Source organism: Dyadobacter sp. HNCC25DJ186, from assembly GCF_056895235.1.
The window spans coordinates 579,976-597,783 of sequence record NZ_JBXHAS010000001.1 but is presented as its reverse complement, the minus strand read 5'-3'; the positions used below and the strand labels follow the sequence as shown (position 1 = coordinate 597,783).

18 protein-coding genes are annotated in these 17,808 nt (G+C 41.4%); 3 read left to right on the top strand and 15 right to left on the bottom strand.

The features are described from left to right. Positions 1 to 25: 25 nt before the first annotated feature. The 14 genes from AC1XUO_RS02505 to AC1XUO_RS02440 form a co-directional block, all read right to left on the bottom strand. Positions 26 to 1,603, bottom strand: coding sequence for a M6 family metalloprotease domain-containing protein (locus AC1XUO_RS02505; RefSeq protein WP_483328177.1), 1,578 nt, complete (start codon positions 1,601 to 1,603; stop codon positions 26 to 28). 187 nt (positions 1,604 to 1,790) lie between these two features. Then, positions 1,791 to 2,171, bottom strand: coding sequence for a DUF3244 domain-containing protein (locus AC1XUO_RS02500; protein WP_483328176.1), 381 nt, complete (start codon positions 2,169 to 2,171; stop codon positions 1,791 to 1,793). Positions 2,172 to 2,392: 221 nt separating this feature from the next. Then, on the bottom strand, positions 2,393 to 2,776 hold the full coding sequence (locus AC1XUO_RS02495; protein WP_483328175.1) for a DUF3244 domain-containing protein: 384 nt from the start codon (positions 2,774 to 2,776) through the stop codon (positions 2,393 to 2,395). A 50-nt stretch (positions 2,777 to 2,826) separates the two neighbouring features. Further along, positions 2,827 to 2,985: a hypothetical protein gene (locus AC1XUO_RS02490; RefSeq protein ID WP_483328174.1), complete on the bottom strand. Its 159-nt coding sequence runs from the start codon at positions 2,983 to 2,985 to the stop codon at positions 2,827 to 2,829. After that, entirely contained in the window at positions 2,982 to 3,206 is a 225-nt protein-coding gene (locus tag AC1XUO_RS02485; RefSeq protein ID WP_483328173.1) for a hypothetical protein, read from the bottom strand. The genes AC1XUO_RS02490 and AC1XUO_RS02485 overlap by 4 nt, the downstream gene beginning before the upstream one ends. A gap of 278 nt (positions 3,207 to 3,484) precedes the next feature. Then, positions 3,485 to 3,868, bottom strand: coding sequence for a DUF3244 domain-containing protein (locus AC1XUO_RS02480; RefSeq protein WP_483328172.1), 384 nt, complete (start codon positions 3,866 to 3,868; stop codon positions 3,485 to 3,487). Between the two features lie 50 nt (positions 3,869 to 3,918). Continuing rightward, entirely contained in the window at positions 3,919 to 4,302 is a 384-nt protein-coding gene (locus AC1XUO_RS02475) for a DUF3244 domain-containing protein (RefSeq protein ID WP_483328171.1), read from the bottom strand. A gap of 352 nt (positions 4,303 to 4,654) precedes the next feature. Then, on the bottom strand, positions 4,655 to 5,896 hold the full coding sequence (locus AC1XUO_RS02470) for an MFS transporter (protein ID WP_483328170.1): 1,242 nt from the start codon (positions 5,894 to 5,896) through the stop codon (positions 4,655 to 4,657). A 156-nt stretch (positions 5,897 to 6,052) separates the two neighbouring features. Then, entirely contained in the window at positions 6,053 to 6,823 is a 771-nt protein-coding gene (locus AC1XUO_RS02465) for a 3-ketoacyl-ACP reductase (RefSeq protein WP_483328169.1), read from the bottom strand. Positions 6,824 to 6,847: 24 nt separating this feature from the next. Further along, a complete protein-coding gene (locus tag AC1XUO_RS02460; protein ID WP_483328168.1) occupies positions 6,848 to 7,993 on the bottom strand; it encodes a Gfo/Idh/MocA family protein in 1,146 nt (381 codons plus the stop codon). Positions 7,994 to 8,067: 74 nt separating this feature from the next. Beyond that, a complete protein-coding gene (locus AC1XUO_RS02455; protein ID WP_483328167.1) occupies positions 8,068 to 8,886 on the bottom strand; it encodes a sugar phosphate isomerase/epimerase family protein in 819 nt (272 codons plus the stop codon). A gap of 208 nt (positions 8,887 to 9,094) precedes the next feature. Further along, entirely contained in the window at positions 9,095 to 10,480 is a 1,386-nt protein-coding gene (locus AC1XUO_RS02450; RefSeq protein WP_483328166.1) for a glycosyl hydrolase, read from the bottom strand. Positions 10,481 to 10,572: 92 nt separating this feature from the next. Continuing rightward, positions 10,573 to 11,484: a helix-turn-helix domain-containing protein gene (locus tag AC1XUO_RS02445; RefSeq protein WP_483328165.1), complete on the bottom strand. Its 912-nt coding sequence runs from the start codon at positions 11,482 to 11,484 to the stop codon at positions 10,573 to 10,575. A 9-nt stretch (positions 11,485 to 11,493) separates the two neighbouring features. After that, complete coding sequence (locus AC1XUO_RS02440) at positions 11,494 to 12,051, bottom strand: DUF4126 domain-containing protein (protein ID WP_483328164.1); 558 nt, start codon at positions 12,049 to 12,051, stop codon at positions 11,494 to 11,496. 183 nt (positions 12,052 to 12,234) lie between these two features. Between AC1XUO_RS02440 and AC1XUO_RS02435 the strand changes: the two genes are divergently transcribed. The 3 genes from AC1XUO_RS02435 to AC1XUO_RS02425 all read left to right on the top strand — a co-directional run bounded on the left by AC1XUO_RS02435 (position 12,235) and on the right by AC1XUO_RS02425 (position 14,912). After that, complete coding sequence (locus AC1XUO_RS02435) at positions 12,235 to 14,004, top strand: ABC transporter ATP-binding protein (protein ID WP_483328163.1); 1,770 nt, start codon at positions 12,235 to 12,237, stop codon at positions 14,002 to 14,004. Between the two features lie 271 nt (positions 14,005 to 14,275). Next, a complete protein-coding gene (locus tag AC1XUO_RS02430) occupies positions 14,276 to 14,467 on the top strand; it encodes a hypothetical protein (protein ID WP_483328162.1) in 192 nt (63 codons plus the stop codon). Positions 14,468 to 14,711: 244 nt separating this feature from the next. Beyond that, positions 14,712 to 14,912: a hypothetical protein gene (locus tag AC1XUO_RS02425; RefSeq protein WP_483328161.1), complete on the top strand. Its 201-nt coding sequence runs from the start codon at positions 14,712 to 14,714 to the stop codon at positions 14,910 to 14,912. A gap of 303 nt (positions 14,913 to 15,215) precedes the next feature. Here the strand turns inward: AC1XUO_RS02425 and AC1XUO_RS02420 are convergent, their stop codons facing one another. Continuing rightward, positions 15,216 to 17,735, bottom strand: a complete 2,520-nt coding sequence (locus AC1XUO_RS02420; RefSeq protein WP_483328160.1) for a penicillin-binding protein 1A — start codon at positions 17,733 to 17,735, stop codon at positions 15,216 to 15,218. Between the last annotated feature and the right edge of the window lie 73 nt (positions 17,736 to 17,808).

The window sequence follows — 17,808 nt, the reverse complement described above, 5'->3', positions numbered from 1 at the left end:
AAGCGTTTAATTGTGAATGATTTAATTAATAATAAAGCAAATGGATTTTACTGCCGTCCACCTGAACAGTCACTGTTTGGTTGCTCACCCGGGCTTTTACCAGCGCGGCAAACATACTGGTGGATCCGTCCGGTGAAAGTTCACTGATTTTTCTCCAACCCGCGGATTCAATATAGGCCCAGGCATTTGTAGTATGCGGACTGCTGTAAACCTGAATAACTTTTTTGTTCGATAAAGTCGTCAGGGCATTTGCTCCGCCTACATTGATTTTTGCGGTAATATTGTTGCCGGAACGGGATATGTTGGTAACCGAAATTTTCGAATCTGAGCCATTATAAGCCTTGCTGTTTGGCGTGCTTGATACCGTAAAGGAATTATTCGATGCCGTTGGAAACGGATCTGTGGTGTCTCCCGAGTTTATGTTCAAATTGAGCTGCCTCAATCCGTCCGCCTGCTCAATATCAACCAGATAATGATTTTCATCCGAGTTTCCCGACTTGTTTTCATCTACATGTTCGATGAGCAGGCCTTCACCAGGAATGGACACATCGAAGCCTTCTTTCCTCCGGTTCGAGAGTAAAAAATATTCCTTGCTGTTGATACTTCCTACTGGCAGTTTGATAACGTCCTTATTGCTTTTGAAGGGACGGATAGTAACCTCCTGTTCAGCTCCAAAAATGACGGTCGGATTAACCCAGCCCGTTGTTACTTTACACCAGGCTGTGGGATGCGTGGGCGTGTTTCCGCCGCCGCCCCAGCTGCCACCCGCCATAAGATCCCAGTATCCGGTACCTTTTGAAGTATAGTCTGTGTCATATAAATCCGGCAGTCCGCAAAGGAGGTGACCAAGCTCATGTGCCATGACTCCAACTCTTCCATTTTCAGGGGCCATAAAATAGCGATCTATCCTGACACCATCCACGGATTTAGGTGTTATGCCCCATTTATGAGACCATATATCTCCTTTATTACCGGTTTGTTCTCCGCCTGATCCTGCGCAAATGATCACCAATGCTTCCACAAAACCATCTCCGTCATTATCGTATTGTGAAAAATTCACAAACGGATTTGCAAGGTCAATGGCGTCTTCGGCAAGTTTCTGAGCATTTTTTGGATACGCACCAAATCCAAAATCTCCATTTGTATAATATGCTTTGGTCTGCGGAGCCCGGAACCAGCCGGCAGTCGGGCCTTGACCTGCTACCGCTCCGGTAACATCCAATTGTCCATAAGAAACCTCGCGGTAATAATCCCGCATACTTCCTGTCGCATAGGTACCTGTGGAAAAAAGCAGGTTATTAAAATGAGCCTGATTCGTAGTAGCTGTTTTATCCGAAAAATCGACCAGCAAAACAATCGCCCTTTTGTTTCCGAGAACGGGAGCCGCGTCCCGGGCTTCCCCTACGAAATCATGATCGCGGGTTTTGTGCGGACGGCTTGTGATCAGGCTAAAGCTGCGGAGGTCAAGGATGTCAACTTCGTTAAATTCTGCCAGGTCTGCTTCCCGGAGAAGGGCAGCCTTCGTTTTTTCAATTTTATCCAGTAATTCCGGAGATGGAGGCATGATACAAAAGTGATCCCCCTTGGATGAATGGTTACACATGTCATTGAAATTTAAGGTTTAAAATAAAATCCTTCGAAACGTTTCAACAGATTAGTCGTAGCCATTCATTTTTTTGGTAACACTTTTCTATTTTTATTTTATATTATTTTGATAATTTGATCACTGGGAACAAAAAACGGCTTTCTGTTATACAGAAAACCGTTTTTCAATGGATGGCTAATAAATATTATTCAATTGTCACCAATCGGTCTCTTTTCTGTTCGGTCAATTTAAATGAGCTTGTTTGCGAATCATCTTTTACAATTACTTTGATTTGATAAATACCAGGTGTAAGTGCATCGATGTTTAATTGCCGCCCAAATTTCTGGCTATTTTTTTCAATGATTTCGCGGTATATGATTTCTCCCGTTTCATTTTTTAAAAGTATTGTAGTTGGAAAATCAGAACCGGCTTTTTCAACATAAACGTTTATTTTTCCTCCTTTGGTAGAGTAAATGCCTGTGCCAAATTGGGTTGATTTTTTGCTTCCGTTTTTATCCTCCGCTACGGAGGATAAAGGAATTAATAACGCCAGGGCGCATTGAATAAATTGTATTGAAGTTTTCATGAGCTATTTTGTTTAACAGGTTACTTAAATAATGAACGATTGTTTTTTGTTGAAGCTTCAAACAGTTAGTCGTGACTCTTCCTATTGTTGGAAACATTATTCTATTAATTCGTAATCTTATTTTTGATACGCCTTAAAACCAGAAAGGGCTCCCAGTTTTTGGGAACCCTTTCTCAGTTATATGGCTAATAGATCAGTTCTGAAAAGACAGAACCGTATTTTTAATTAATTGTCAAAACACGTTCGGTTTTTTGTTCAAGTAATTTGAAAGTTTTCGACTGCGTTTCACCGTTACTGGTTATCTTAATTTCGTAATTTCCAGCTTCCAGTTCTTCAAGATTTAATACACGTCCGAATTTCTGGTTGCTTTTTTCAATTACTTCGCGGTAAACGATTTCACCTTTTTCATTTTTCAAAAGCAAGGTTGTGTTTGCTTCTGCATTTACTTTATCGACCAGCACATTAATTTTTCCGGCTTTGCTGGTATAAATTCCGGTACCAAATCCGGTAGATTTTTTGGTTTCTTTGTCTTCTGCGGAAGCGCTGAAACCGAAAGAAGTAACAAGTGCAAAGGCACAGATGAAGGTTTTGATTGAATTTTTCATGGCTTATTTATTTAATTTTTATGGCTAATATTTTACTTAAAAAACGGCTGTTATTTGATAAGAATGTTACGTTCTGTTTTTTGTTCTGACAATTGGAACGACTTGGTCTGTGTTTCGTTTTTGCTGACCACGTTGATTTCATATTGGCCAGCTTCCAGTTTTTCAACGTTCAATACGCGTCCAAATTTCTGGTTGTCTTTTTGTATCACTTCTCTGTAAACGATCCTTTTTCATTTTTGATAACCAGCGTGGTGCTGGCTTCGGCACCTTGTTTGTCAACAAGGACGTTGATTTTACCTCCTTTATTAATGTAGATACCAGTTCCAAAGCTGGATGCTTTTTTAACTTCCGTTTCTTTTGCCGAAGCAGCAAAACCGAAAGAAGTAACAAATGCTAATGCGTATGCGAAGGTTTTGATTGAATTTTTCATGGCTAAATATATTTTGTGTTGTTGTTAACTGTTAGTCTAAAAGTATGTGTCAAATGTAAGGTGATGACAGGTACTATGTAATACAAAGTACACGAATGGGTGGTTTTCGGTGATAAGTGGTTGCCGGCATAAATAAACAATGGAACGGTAATTTGAAGTCACGTATTTGGCTCAATTTTCTTTTATTATAACAGCAAAAAGGCTTCTGAGATATCCTCAGAAGCCTTTTCTTATAATTAGGGCTAATAGATCAGTTCTGAAAAGACAGAACTGTATTGTTAATTAATTGTCAAAACACGTTCGGTTTTTTGTTCAAGTAATTTGAAAGTTTTCGACTGCGTTTCACCGTTACTGGTTATCTTAATTTCGTAATTTCCGGCTTCCAGTTCTTCAAGATTTAATACACGTCCGAATTTCTGGTTGCTTTTTTCAATTACTTCCCGGTAAACGATTTCACCTTTTTCATTTTTCAAAAGCAAGGTTGTGTTTGCTTCTGTATTTACTTTATCGACCAGCACATTAATTTTTCCGGCTTTGCTGGTATAAATTCCGGTACCAAATCCGGTAGATTTTTTGGTTCCTTTGTCTTCTGCGGAAGCGCTGAAACCGAAAGAAGTAACAAGTGCAAAGGCACAGAAGAAGGTTTTGATTGAATTTTTCATGGCTTATTTTTTTAATTTTTATGGCTAATATTTTACTTAAAAAACGGCTGTTATTTGATAACGATGTTATGTTCTGTTTTTTGTTCTGACAATTGGAACGACTTGGTCTGTGTTTCGTTTTTGCTGACCACGTTGATTTCATATTGGCCAGCGTCCAGTTTTTCAACGTTCAATACGCGTCCAAATTTCTGGTTGTCTTTTTGAATCACTTCTCTGTAAACGATCTCACCTTTTTCATTTTTGATAAGCAGCGTCGTGCTGGCTTCGGCATCTTGTTTGTCAACAAGGACGTTGATTTTACCTCCTTTGTTAATGTAGATACCAGTTCCAAAGCTGGATGCTTTTTTAACTTCCGTTTCTTTTGCCGAAGCAGCAAAACCAAAAGAAGTAACAAATGCAAATGCGTATGCGAAGGTTTTGATTGAATTTTTCATGGCTAAATATATTTTGTGTTGTTGTTAACTGTTAGTCTTAAAGTATGTGTCAAATGTAAGGTGATGACAGGTACTATGTAATACAAAGTACACGAATGGGTGGTTTTTGGTGATAAGTGGTAAGGGGATTAAATGAATAAATTGGAATTGAGAAACGCTACTTTTGAAAGCTATCTAAGAGATGTTGAATTCAGAAAAAACGTTGCATGTAAGGTTTCATTTTTTTCTAAAAGTATATTAAGGGGTGCATTGTCGAAGTGAATAAATATCAAAAGGAGCCGTGGAAAACAAAAAGCAGTTTTTCGGAAGTTCGAAAAACTGCTTTTTGTTTTTATTTGGATATTAATCCAGATTAATCTTTTTCAACGAAATTCATATCCTTGGTAAAGGTTTCTTCTAGAAAGTACAAGGCGATCAGTGCGATTATGCTGGTGCAGATTCCCAGTATTAATCCACTGTTGATAACGCCGAGATCTGGTTTAAACTGAACAAACAACGCTGCAAGCGGGATTGTCGCCCCGCGCACAAAATTTGGGACGGTAGTGGCTACGGTGGCCCGTAAGTTTGTGCCGAAAAGTTCTGCGGCTATGGTGATAAATAAAGTCCAATAACCGTTGCAGAAACCTAGAAAGGCGCATACGATATAAAATGAGAATGCATCTTTTAGAGGTATAAGCAGATAAACAGCCATCATACAGACTGACAGCAAGATAAATAAGCCGATAACCTTTTTTCTGCTTTGTAAATACTGGCTCAATAAACCACTCGCAATATCACCAAAAACCTGTCCGGAAAATGCAAGCATAACAGCTTTGCCGGCATTTACGCCGACAACACCTTTCGCACTTCCGAATTCAGGCGAAAATGTGATCAGGATACCTACGACAAACCATATCGGTAATCCGACAAGAATAGCCATCAGGTATTTTCCGAAGCGTTTACCATTGCCGAGAATTAGCATGATATTTCCTTTATCGACGCTTTTCTCTTTAATTTTTTCGAACATTCCGGATTCAAAAACATTGAACCTAAGCACGAGAAGCAATAAACCCATACCGCCGCCTACAAAATAAGAGATCCGCCAGGCAAAAAGATCGGCTACAAAATAAGCTAGAATAGCACCAAGAACCCCCAGCGTTGCCACCAGTGTCGTACCATAACCGCGAACTTCTTTTGGCAAAACTTCGGTAACCAGCGTGATCCCTGCGCCTAGCTCGCCTGCCAGTCCGACGCCGGCAATGAAACGTAAAATGGCGTACTGATCAACGGACGTAACGAATCCATTGGCGATATTGGCAAGCGAATACATAATAATTGACCCGAAAAGCACCGAGAGCCTCCCTTTTTTATCTGCGATAATTCCCCACAAAACACCGCCGATCAGCATACCGGCCATCTGATAATTCAGCAGCTTTATTCCCTGCGTTAAAAGCTGATCGTCAACAACGTTCAAAGCTTTCAAACTGGGAACCCGAACAACGCTGAACAAAAAAAGATCATACATATCCACCAGATAACCAAGTGCAGCAACGATGACCGGCACCTGCATGAGCTGCGATAATAAGGATGGACGGGATTCTGGAATGACGGGCATGGCGGTTTAGGATTTAGCGTTTAGGCGTTAGCTATTAGCTTTGACCAACGTTATATTTTTATTTCAAAAACATTGGTAAAAGTGATCTGGTAATTCCAAAAGTATTTTGTCGGGTAAAAAAAGCTAAAAGCTAACTGCTAATAGCCAACGGCTTAGTTAAAGTCTGTCAATCAGCATTCCGCCATCAACACCGATTACCTGGCCGGTAGAGTAGGGGAAATCTCCCCGCGTTAGCGAGGCAACAGCTTTTCCTACATCTTCCGGCGTGCCCCAGCGTGGTTGCAGCGCCATCCCGTTTTCAAAAAGAGTATTGTATTTTTCCTGCACCTTGGAAGTCATATCCGTAGCAATGACGCCAGGTCGAATTTCGAAAACCGGGATATTGTATTCCGCCATACGCACGGCGAATAATGCACTGGTCATTGCCAGGCCAGCTTTTGAAACGCAATATTCGCCGCGGTTAATCGATACAACGGTGGCGGAAATAGAGGTTACAAAAATGATCGTTGCTTCAAAAGCATAATTATTCTGTTTGGCATGTGCCATTTTCTTTGCGATACTTTGCGTAAAGAAAAATGGCCCTTCCAAATTTGTGGTTAATATTTCCTGGTAATTTTCCAGCGTCGTTTCCAACAGATCCAGACGGACCCTCGGGGCGATACCGGCATTATTTACAAGCAAGTTAATCTGTCCAAAATGGCTGTACGCTTTTTCAATAATCGATTCCCGATCCTCAGTAATGGCGATACTTCCCTGACAATAGAGCACTTCGGCTCCTAATTCACGAAGTTCATTTAGCGGTTCAATGACAAACTCTTCATCACGAACACCGTTTATGGCAAGATTATAACCTTCTTTAGCAAGCGCTTTCGCGATACCAAAACCTATTCCCCGGCTTCCGCCAGTAATTAATGCTGTCTTTTTCATGAAACGAGATTTTTACAAAGACTTCTATAAATCTTCAATCGTAACCCACTGACGTTTTTCCCAGCTTTCAATTCCTTTTTCAGCTAACTGAACACCGCGCGCACCAGCTTTCAAATCCCATGGAAAAGGCGTATCGATTACAACGTGTTTCAGAAATAATTCCCATTGTGTTTTAAAAGCATTATCGAAATTCTCCTGTTCCGGCACTTTTGACCAGCCTTCAAAAAACGGAATTGGCTGCGCGATATCGGGATTCCAGACAGGTTTTGGCGTGTTTCCATAATGCTGTGTGTAACATTCACGCAGACCGGCAACCGCAGAGCCCTTTGTTCCGTCCACTTGCAAAGTCAGCAGATCGTCGCGCCGCACACGAACGGTCCAGGAAGAATTGAATTGCGCGATTACATTATCTTCCAATTCAAATGTGGCATAACACGCATCGTCTGCGGTACAGGTATATGGTTTCCCGTTTTCATCAATTCTTTCAGGAATATGGGTGGCGCCCAGGCAGGAAACTGCTTTTACTTTTCCGAAAAGATTATCGAGTACATACCGCCAATGGCAAAGCATATCAACGATAATTCCCCCGTCATCTTCCTTGCGGTAGTTCCAGGATGGGCGCTGAGCCGGAACGGTATGCCCTTCGAAAACCCAGTATCCGAATTCGCCACGGACTGAAAGTATTTTTCCGAAAAAGCCATTTTCCATTAATCGCTTCAATTTCAGCATACCCGGAAGCCATAATTTATCCTGAACAACACCGTTTTTAAGTCCGGCAGCCGTGGCCAATTCGTATAATTCAAGGGCTTCTTCTGTTGTTGTTCCTGTCGGTTTTTCGCAATAAATATGTTTCCCTGCCAAAATAGCCTTTTTCACCGCAGGCGCGCGGCGGCCGGTAACCTGTGCATCAAAATAAATCTGGAAATGAGGATCTGCTAAAACAGAATCCAGGTCTGTTGTGAACTTCGTAATGCCCGATTGCTTTCCAAGTGCTTCCAGTTTTGACGCATTTCTTCCAACTAAAATTGGGTCAGGCATAATAACCTCATCGGCTGATATTTTCACACCGCCTTGATCGATAATCGCTTTGATCGAGCGAAGTAAATGCTGATTTGTTCCCATTCGGCCCGTTACGCCGTTCATGATAATGCCAATAGTATGAGTTTTCATTTTTTATAGGTTTTAGCGATTAGCGATTGGCTAAATGTCGTTCTTTAATTTGCTATTGATTATTGTATTGAGGCCTACACGTGTTGTATGAAGGCGTCTGTTATTTCTTGGAGAAAAATATTCTGATCTTTCGACCAGTGGATATTGGAAAATATCTCAACTTCACAAAAACCATCAAATCCCGTCGCCTCAACCCAGCTTCTTATTTTTTTCAGGTTTATACAGCCTTCTCCCATCAATCCGCGGTCATTCAAAAGATCAATGGTATTTACTTTCCAATCGCAAACATGGTAAGCGAAAAGATTGTCATTGGCCCCGCAACGGACAATCTCCTTTTCCAAATCCTGGTCCCACCACAAATGATACACATCCACAGCCACACCGACATAGGCAGATTTGAATAACTCTGCCATATCATTAGCCTGCCCGAGTGTGTTGATCGCAGAACGGTCTGCGGCGTACATGGGATGCAAAGGCTCGATGGCGAGTTTTACATTAAGCTTTTCTGCCAGCGGCAAAATTGCCTCAATACCTTCACGTATCTGATTTCTGGAAATGTCCAGAGATTGGTCAGGCGAGGCGCCACACACCAGCACGATCATCGGCGCTCCCAAAGTTGCGGCTTCTTCGAGCAGTTTTTTGTTTTGATCAATCGCCTGCGCTCGTCCCGCGCTGCTGGTATGTGGAAAAAAGCCACCCCTGACATAAGAAACAATTTCCAAACCGGCACTGCGAATAATTTCTCCGGCATGTTTGGGCCCTATACCTTCCGTAGCATTTTGCCAGACACTTATTCCCTTGATTCCCGCGACCGCATATTTTTCAACCGCCTCAGGAAGGGCCCAGGGTTTTGTGGTAATCGTATGAATGCAGCAACGGTCTAGAGAAAGCATTTTTTAATGGTTAATTGTTAATGATTAATGGTTAATTGTTAATTCTGGGTTGGTAATTGTTCATGATGGTGGGAGAATTGTTGATTGGCTGAGCTTTGGAAGATTTTTACCCCTAAGAGTTTTGGCTTTAAGACTAAAAATCGCCTTAATCTTTAATCTCAGAGTCTTCATCATTAACCCTTAACCATTTACAATTAATCCTTAAAAATTAACCATTGATTGCTCCCAGATATGTGTAATACGGCAGTTCCTTATTAATCCTGTGAAGATAAAGTGCCACTTCCCGCGCGTGATAGTCGCCCCACATACAGGATTCGCCGTTTGGCACTTTCTGGCCGGCGGGAATATTGTCCCAACCATTTGGCCGGTGATAAACCGAGTGCAGAATTAATCCCTGGTGAGTTGGATCGGTCGATAAATAAGGCTCGTCGAACAAAGTATTTAAAGTGGTCAGCCCGGCTTGCCAATACTGATTTCCTTGTTCAGCCTCATTTTTGTCTTTTAAATATTTCCCCAATCGCAAAAGACCCTGCGCCCCGATGGCAGCTGCTGAGCTGTCGATTGGTTCAAAATCGTTATAAGGATCGGAAGCTCGGGTGGTATAATCACCTAATTTATAAAGTTCAGGAGCTCCGGTATCCCAGTAAGGAATTCCATCAGAAGCCGTGTTTGCGATATAAAAGTCGCAGGTCGCTTTTGCTGCTTTCAGGTATATGTTTTCAATATTTTCGCGGCCGCCGAGTGGTGCCAGTTCCTCATCTGAAAAGGAAGGCAACGATTCCAGCTGTTCAGCGAAACCCGCCATCGCCCAGGCAAGTCCGCGGGTCCAGGTTGTAAACCCTGAAAAACCCTGCTGTGAATTTGGACATCGGAAATTTCCATCGTTTGTGTTAAACACACTTTCGTGTGCAGTTCGACCCCACAGATCATAACTATCCCGGCCTTCTCCATAAAAAACAGAATATTTTGCAGTAGCCAGCGAATGATAGGTTCCTCGTTCCAGCAAACTGGTTTTTACATCATTTTCGCTCATCAATCCGTGTCCCATCAAATGCGAAACCATTAAGGCGCGCACCGAACGAATGGTATCAACAAAAAGCGAATGAGGCCCATTGAAGGAATGGATATAACCCTGTCCGTCTCTGGTTTTAGTCCAGCGTTTTGCCTGAACAGCTCCGGAAATTTTTAAAGCCAGTTCGTAGAAGTCACGCTCCCATTTATTTTCCTCAATTCTTCCCTCGTTCATCAAACGAAGCAGGTTTCCATAAGTACTGACATTGTTGAACCCGTGGTCATGCACACCAAAGTGATCCACGTGCGAGGACATATAGTCTACTGTGTTTTTTTTTGCTTTTGCCAAAAAGGATTCATCGCCGGTTGCATCAAACTGCAAAACTTCTGCCCCATACTGAAAACCCTGCGTCCATTCTGTCCAGCCACGGGTTGTATATTTTCCGTTTACGGTGAAAACAGGAGAACCTTTCGTGGTATCGTATTCCTTTGAAATCAGATTAATTTTTTCGGCTGAAAGTTGCCACAAGCGGTCAATTTTTGGTTGCAGCGATGCCGCGGTCAGGTCGTTGCGAATTTCCATGAATGAATATCAAAGTATTGTTTAGCCTTTTTATTTTAGGATAATACAAAGATATATTTTCAAGAATTTGTCATCAAGGTACATTTTTGTTATTAAATGGTACTTTTCCGAACATGTTCACGGTATTCGTTAGGGGTCAGACCAGACTTGCGTTTGAAAATTCTTCCAAAATAGGAAGGGTCGTCTATATGGATGTGGTAAGCAATTTCCTTACTGCTGAGATTGGTAAAAACAAGAAGCCTTTTGGCCTCTAAAAGCAGTTTGTCGAGGATATATTCCTGCGTTTGCACGCCCAGAAATCGTTTCACAGTTTTGCTTAAATAATCCGGCGAAACATTCAGTATCGTTGCATACTGCTGGACTTCATGCATTTCCCTGAAATTTTTTTCAACCAATTCTTGAAATCGCCCGACTATTTCGGGCACTGACGAAGCTGATTGTAAATGTGCATGTGAGACTTTTTGATTAATAATGGCACATTTTTGTAATAACAAACCCAGATACTGACCAAGCATGTTTTGATCCGTTTCGTTACTCAAATGATCCTCAACCATATTTTCCAGAATGTTATGAAAATAATGTCGTTCTGCTGGCGATAGTTTTAAAACTGGCTGACGTTTACTAACCTGGAAAAAAGGAAAATTCGACAAAGACGGACTTCCCGGATTGTAGAACGTATAAAAGTCTTCTGAAAAAGCGACTATAAATCCTTGGCAAGGGGCGGCAAAAGTGAGCAGGTGAACTTGCCCCGGTGTGACAAAATGCATCCCGGTTCCCTGCATGGTGTAGGAGTGAAAATCAATCTCATGAAAGCCCTGGCCTTCTTCAATAAATAAAATCTCGTAATAGGTATGTCGGTGCGGCGTATCTGTTGGTAGCGGGGTTATCGGCAGTGCCTCGGGTATTTGAGACGGGGCCCCACTATTTTTGAACCGATAAATTTTAAGTGCCGGAACCTGGCTCTGCGTTTTTGGAAGCGAATGAACGGGTATGGCATTGGGCATGAAAGTACGCTATTTTGATTTTTTTAAACTGGCAATCCTTTTGAAAAGCCACAAAACCAGCAGAACTACCAGGACCATTGCAATCAATGGCAAAAAAATGGCCAGACTGGATAAGCTGAACGATGCAATATTTTCGGCGGTAGACACAACCGGATTGCCCAGCCCTGCTGTTGTCTTGGACGAAAGTAAACGCAGCAGACCCGTACCTACCTGGACAAGCCCGGCTGTTCCGCCGCCAACAATAAGTCCCAAACCCCAATGCAAAACAGGATTGTCAATCTGGATAAAGGAGGTAGATAGTAATGTTCCGGCAATAACTGCCGCGGGTGTTGCGATGGTATCCAGTAGATTATCAATAAAAGGGATGTAATAACCGCCAATTTCAGCGATGGATGCGGTGAGTAACAGGAAGAAAGCCGGCCAGGTGGAGAGCCACGCAAAACTTTCCCCAGGAGTTACCCAGCCGCTCATGGCTGCAATATTAGCAACAAGCATAGGAAGGAAAACCCGAAAACCGCTGCTGGCACTTAAACCCAATCCGAGACAAATACTGAGAAATATTTCCATGATTTTAAGCGTTTAGAGGTATGATATGAATGTCCGGCAGATAAGAAAGTTAGACAAAAATTTGAATTCTTCGTTTCTTTGGTGACGAATTTAACTTTTTCGTTGTTGATTATTTGTGATACAAAAAAGCCTGCGGAAGTTTGTCAATCAATGGCTAGAAATTAGAAAAACAACCACCAGTCTGTGAACCAGGAAACCAAAAGCGGTCAGATATTTGATCTCCCCACACTTAAACGTTTATATACGTTCGTTCGGCCATATCAGGGTAAGTTTTATTTGCTCATCGCGATCATTATGATCAACGCGGTGTTGGCTCCGCTCACGCCGTTATTGATTAAATACACGATTGATAAACCCATTGCCGAAGGGAATTATAATCAGCTGGCGTTAATGTTGGCCGTCATGGTTGTGGTTTTGATCGTTCAGGGTTTCGTGCAGTTCTGGAATACTTATATGGCAGGCTGGCTTGGACAATATATTATCCGTGATATCCGCGTCCAGTTGTATGAAAAGATTATTGGATTGAGACTGAAATTTTTTGATAATACCCCTATCGGACGTTTGGTGACGAGAACAATTTCTGACGTGGAAACACTTTCCAATGTATTCAGTGACGGTATGGCTGCAATTGCGGGCGACATTTTGCAGCTCGTTCTGATCATCGGAGTTATGTTTTATACCGATTGGAAATTGTCGATTATCAGTCTTTCGATGATTCCCTTGATGCTGTTTTGTACTTATGTTTTCAAGGAAAAAATTAAAGATGCTTTTAATGAAGTGCGTGCTGCGGTTTCCAATCTGAATTCTTTTGTCCAGGAGCATATTACCGGCATGAGTATCGTGCAGATTTTCAGTAGTGAAGATATTGAGTATAAGAAGTTTGAAGAAATTAACAAGGTGCATCGGGATGCCAATATTCGTTCTATTTTATACTATTCTATCTACTTTCCAGTTGCTGACGTAATTTCTGCGGCAGGTACCGGCCTGGTGGTTTGGTATGGTTCCAAACAGATATTGAATGCAGAAGTTACTTTTGGTACGGTGACAGCATTTGTTATGTTTATCAACTTATTTTTCAGGCCGATACGCCAGCTTGCTGACCGTTTCAATACCTTGCAAATGGGGATAGTTAGCACGGACCGGATTCTCAAGCTTTTGGATAGCAATGAATATACTGCCAATGACGGAGATTTTATACCGGAAAAACTGCGCGGGGAAGTGGAATTTAAAGAGGTCTGGTTTGCATATAACGATGAAGATTATGTTCTGAAAAATATCAACTTCAAAGTAAATGAAGGCGAGACCATTGCTTTCGTGGGAGCGACCGGTGCAGGAAAATCTTCCATTATCAATCTGCTGAGTCGTTTTTATGATATTAACAAAGGACAGATATTCATCGACGGCAGGGAAGTACATGAATTTGAACTGACGGCTTTGAGAAGAAATATCGGTGTTGTTTTGCAGGACGTTTTTCTGTTTTCTGATACGATTGAAAACAATATTCGTCTGGGCGATGATACCATCACGCACGAGAAAATTGTCGAAGCAGCCAAGTTGGTCGGCGTCCATGATTTCATCGAACGATTACCTGGGGGATATACCTACAATGTTATGGAGCGCGGCGCCACATTATCAGTCGGGCAGCGCCAGTTGATTTCATTTGTACGCGCCATGGTTCACGATCCAAAAATTATAGTGTTGGACGAAGCCACTTCATCGGTCGACAGCGAAACCGAGGAGCTAATCCAGAAAGCAATTGAAAAACTAATGAAGGGTAGAACGGCGATCGTTATTGCGCACCGTTTGTCCACCATTCAGGAAGCAAATAAAATTATCGTAGTAGACAAAGGTGAAATCAAAGAAGAAGGTACGCACGAGCAACTGCTCGAAAAAGAGGGTTTTTACGCAAATCTGTACCGGATGCAGTATAAGGAGGTTTTGAAGATTGGCTAGGTAATCTCTTTAAAAAAGTAATTGGAACCAACTTGTTCTTGATGTAGAATAAGTTGGTTTTTTGTTGCTAAACTATTTTAATCAAAGTTGGAATAAACATTTTTGGAATGTAAATATTTAGTTAAAATTGCTTGTGCATTGAAACATGGAAGATGCTTAATGTTTTAAAGTTTACGCTATCAGATTGTAATTTGTCAATGAGCAATTTTTGTCGGATACAGATTGGGAGAAAAATCAGGATCTAATACCCTACAAAAGAATTTGAGCAGATATGAAATTTATAAAGTCCAATTTTGGTATTATCGCAATTACCTGTCTAATGGGTTGGATGGCTTTTAAGGAATATAAATTACCAACAGCGCCTGGTGAAAATCTGTACATGTTTTATCTATTAACCGGCGTAATTTTGTTTGTCTTGCTTGTGATGATTTATTTCAAACATTACCGTGGAAAAGCAAATTAGCTTACTTTATAATCACGATTATAGGAGAATCTCATAGTTACAAAACGCATAATCAAAATAATTTCTCTATACAGTGTATGGCCAATTATTTGCTATTTTAAGATATAAAGTACTCAGATTTATTTTAATCAAAGTTGGAATAAAGTTTTCAAGTATCTGATTATTAATCGATATTGTGATAATTCTTCAACGTTGTGAATTGCTTGGGATCGTAATTTATTCTAACCTTTTTACACACTATGAAATGGGAATTATTACTGGTAAATTGATTTTCATCATTCTGGTGATTTGTGGTTTTTATTTGTTGTTAGCAGGTCAATCACTATCTGAATTTAGTAATGCGTTCCATGGCTCTCAGCTGGAAGAAGTTGCACTTGGTTTTATTGGCGGAGTGATAACCATTTTTCTGCTTAACAGAAAACCGCAGCGTAAGGCTGGCAAGTAATGTTTAATTACTACAATCGTCTTTATTCAAAGTGACTTATATGGAAATCTATTAAACTGCCTCCTTGCAATTTTGTGCCTTTGTATAGTCACAACATTTTGCCTTATCAGGAATATTATAAAGTCGGTTTTGCAATTAGTTGGTCTTTGTTTTGTAGAGAGCCCCTGTTTTTCTATGTACTGACGTCAATTTGTTTTGCAAGAGAAGATTTTAAAAGATTTCTGGACTACAAGCGAACAAGGTAGTCCACATTATGTCTATAAAACAATAACGGCGAAAAGGTTTTCCTTTTCGCCGTTATTGTTAGTTTCGTCTCCCACCAGTATCCAACGGAATTGGTGGGGGGCCGATAAGAAAATCGTCATCCGGGTTCTTCGTACCTGAGCTGTCACCTCCAACATCCAGAGAATCACTTTGGCTTGGTTGGTAATAGGTCGGGCAATTGTATTCTTTGTTGATTTTAAAACTTGGTTTTGGGAATGGTCCTGGTTCGATACCTATCGATTTATCCCGATACACTTTTTCCAGAAAACTACCAACGATCGGAAGGGCTGTTTTTGCGCCTTCTCCAAGATTCGTTGTCCGGAAGTGGATGCTGCGATCATCGCCTCCCACCCACGCGCCTATAACCAGGTCACGCGTGATACACATGAACCAGCCATCTGAGTTGTTTGAAGTGGTTCCGGTTTTTCCGCCGATCTCATTATTATTTTTAGCAACATCATATCTCCACTTTATCGAGCTCGACGTTCCTCCTGATTCTTCCACACCGCCTTTGAGCATGTGAACCATCAAAAAAGCAGATTCTTCACTGATCGCTCGGCGGGACTCGGAGACAAATTCCTCGATGATCTTACCATTACGGTCTTCAATTTTAGTCACCAGAATGGGCTGAGTATAGTTTCCGTTATTGACAAATACACTGTAAGCCGCAACCATATCATACAAGGAAACGTCAAAAGGGCCCAGACCGATGGATGGAACAGGTTTTAAGGGCGTGGTTATTCCCATTTTTTTCGCATAACGCACAACGTCCGCAGCGCCTACGTCTTCCGTTAACTGGGCGGTAACAGAATTCACGGACTGTGCCAAAGCGCGGCGAAGTGTCATATTGGAATAGGTAAAGTAACCAGTAGAGTTCCTTGGTTTCCACTCTTTTTCAACACCATCTTCCATGTATGTCTTCTGGAAGGGTTTATCCTCAATCTGATCACACGGCGTCATGTTGAAGCTGGAATCATCGATTGCCGTGGTATAGACAAACGGTTTAAATGTTGACCCAGGCTGGCGACGGCCCTGTTTTACGTGATCATATTTAAAGAAATTATAATCCAGTCCGCCAACCCATGCTTTAATTTGTCCGTTGTGCGGATCCATCGCCATCATTCCTGCACGCAAAATACGCTTGTAATATTCCAGAGAATCCATTGAACTCCAGTATTGTTTTATCTGACCGCTCGTTTTCCAATCGTAGACAGTCATGGTATCTTTTTTGGCGAGATAGTAAGAGACGCTATCCGGATTATTGGGAAATTTGGCAGCCAAAGATTTATAACGGCTTGTTCTTTTTACAACCGTTTCCAGGAAATTCGGAATTTCTTTACCCGTCTCATCGACCCAAGGATTTTGTTTTCCCCAATGGTCTTCAAAAACACGTTGTAATTGTTTCATACGCTGGGTCATTGCTTCCTCTGCCTTTTCCTGCATACGGGAATCAATGGTCGTATAAATTTTCAAACCGTCCGTATACAGATCGTAGCCGTTCTCATCACCCCATTTTTTTACATAATCTACAACCGCATTTTTGAAATAATTGGCATTTCCGTCGTACGGGGTTTCGAATTTTGTTTTTAATTCTATCGGCAATGCGCTGATCGAGTCCGCTTGTTTGGCAGTAAGATACCCATATTTTGCCATCTGACTGATGACCACATTACGTCGCTCCGTGGAGCGTTTAATATTTCTTACAGGGTTATAGGTTGTTGTAGCTTTTTGTAAACCAACCAAAACCGCTGCTTCCTGAACATTCAAACTATCCGGCGTTTTGCTGAAATAAGATTTGGCCGCAGTATTGATACCAAAAGTATTATTACCAAAATCAACGGTATTGAAATACATGGTAAGGATTTCCTGCTTGGTAAAATTTCTTTCCAGTTTAATTGCCGTCAACCATTCTTTGGTTTTGTAAATCAAAGTACTTAGTCCTGGTATGGATCCCAACAGTCCGCGTGCGTCTCTTTTTCTGGTTTTGAAAAGTTTTTTCGCCAGCTGCTGCGTTACCGTGCTGCCTCCTCCACGATCCGTCTCGCCGCTTACAATACCGACGGCAACGCCGGCCATGGCACGGTAATCAATCCCTGAATGTTCATAAAAACGAACATCTTCTGTGGCAATAAGTGCTTTGACAAGATTTGGGGATATTTTTTCGTAGGGAACGGGTGTTCTGTTTTCTGTATAAAATTTTCCGATCATCAATCCGTCGGAGGTATAAATTTCTGAAGATTGAGAAACTTTGGGGTTCTGGAGATCTTCCACACTTGGCATACTTCCCATTAACCAAAGGAAATTGGTTTCAACGCAAAATATGTAGAAGAAAAATCCTAGAAAACCATATAAAAATAATTTCCAGGTGAATACAATTGGTTTGTAAAAGGCGGAGTTTCTATCTATTCTTCTATCCCACCATGCATGGTAAGCTGCCCGCTTTTGACGAACAGAATCGAAGTATCGATCCGTTTTTGCTTTGCCGACAAAAAAGCCGGAAAGTTTATAAATAATGCTTTTAAATATTGCTTTCAGCTGTGTTCCAATGAATTGAAACATGGCTTTGATTTTATTGTAGAAGGTTTTGATAACTTCCATCAAACGTTAAGGTTCATAAGGGTGTCAAAGATAA

What these genes read in the sequence shown, in the direction of transcription:
- AC1XUO_RS02505 (WP_483328177.1), bottom strand. Translation starts at nt 1,603, where the DNA reads ATGTGTAACCATTCATCCAAGGGGGATCACTTTTGTATCATGCCTCCA.
- AC1XUO_RS02500 (WP_483328176.1), bottom strand. Translation starts at nt 2,171, where the DNA reads ATGAAAACTTCAATACAATTTATTCAATGCGCCCTGGCGTTATTAATT.
- AC1XUO_RS02495 (WP_483328175.1), bottom strand. Translation starts at nt 2,776, where the DNA reads ATGAAAAATTCAATCAAAACCTTCATCTGTGCCTTTGCACTTGTTACT.
- AC1XUO_RS02485 (WP_483328173.1), bottom strand. Translation starts at nt 3,206, where the DNA reads ATGAAAAATTCAATCAAAACCTTCGCATACGCATTAGCATTTGTTACT.
- AC1XUO_RS02480 (WP_483328172.1), bottom strand. Translation starts at nt 3,868, where the DNA reads ATGAAAAATTCAATCAAAACCTTCTTCTGTGCCTTTGCACTTGTTACT.
- AC1XUO_RS02475 (WP_483328171.1), bottom strand. Translation starts at nt 4,302, where the DNA reads ATGAAAAATTCAATCAAAACCTTCGCATACGCATTTGCATTTGTTACT.
- AC1XUO_RS02470 (WP_483328170.1), bottom strand. Translation starts at nt 5,896, where the DNA reads ATGCCCGTCATTCCAGAATCCCGTCCATCCTTATTATCGCAGCTCATG.
- AC1XUO_RS02465 (WP_483328169.1), bottom strand. Translation starts at nt 6,823, where the DNA reads ATGAAAAAGACAGCATTAATTACTGGCGGAAGCCGGGGAATAGGTTTT.
- AC1XUO_RS02460 (WP_483328168.1), bottom strand. Translation starts at nt 7,993, where the DNA reads ATGAAAACTCATACTATTGGCATTATCATGAACGGCGTAACGGGCCGA.
- AC1XUO_RS02455 (WP_483328167.1), bottom strand. Translation starts at nt 8,886, where the DNA reads ATGCTTTCTCTAGACCGTTGCTGCATTCATACGATTACCACAAAACCC.
- AC1XUO_RS02450 (WP_483328166.1), bottom strand. Translation starts at nt 10,480, where the DNA reads ATGGAAATTCGCAACGACCTGACCGCGGCATCGCTGCAACCAAAAATT.
- AC1XUO_RS02445 (WP_483328165.1), bottom strand. Translation starts at nt 11,484, where the DNA reads ATGCCCAATGCCATACCCGTTCATTCGCTTCCAAAAACGCAGAGCCAG.
- AC1XUO_RS02440 (WP_483328164.1), bottom strand. Translation starts at nt 12,051, where the DNA reads ATGGAAATATTTCTCAGTATTTGTCTCGGATTGGGTTTAAGTGCCAGC.
- AC1XUO_RS02430 (WP_483328162.1), top strand. Translation starts at nt 14,276, where the DNA reads ATGAAATTTATAAAGTCCAATTTTGGTATTATCGCAATTACCTGTCTA.
- AC1XUO_RS02425 (WP_483328161.1), top strand. Translation starts at nt 14,712, where the DNA reads ATGGGAATTATTACTGGTAAATTGATTTTCATCATTCTGGTGATTTGT.
- AC1XUO_RS02420 (WP_483328160.1), bottom strand. Translation starts at nt 17,735, where the DNA reads ATGTTTCAATTCATTGGAACACAGCTGAAAGCAATATTTAAAAGCATT.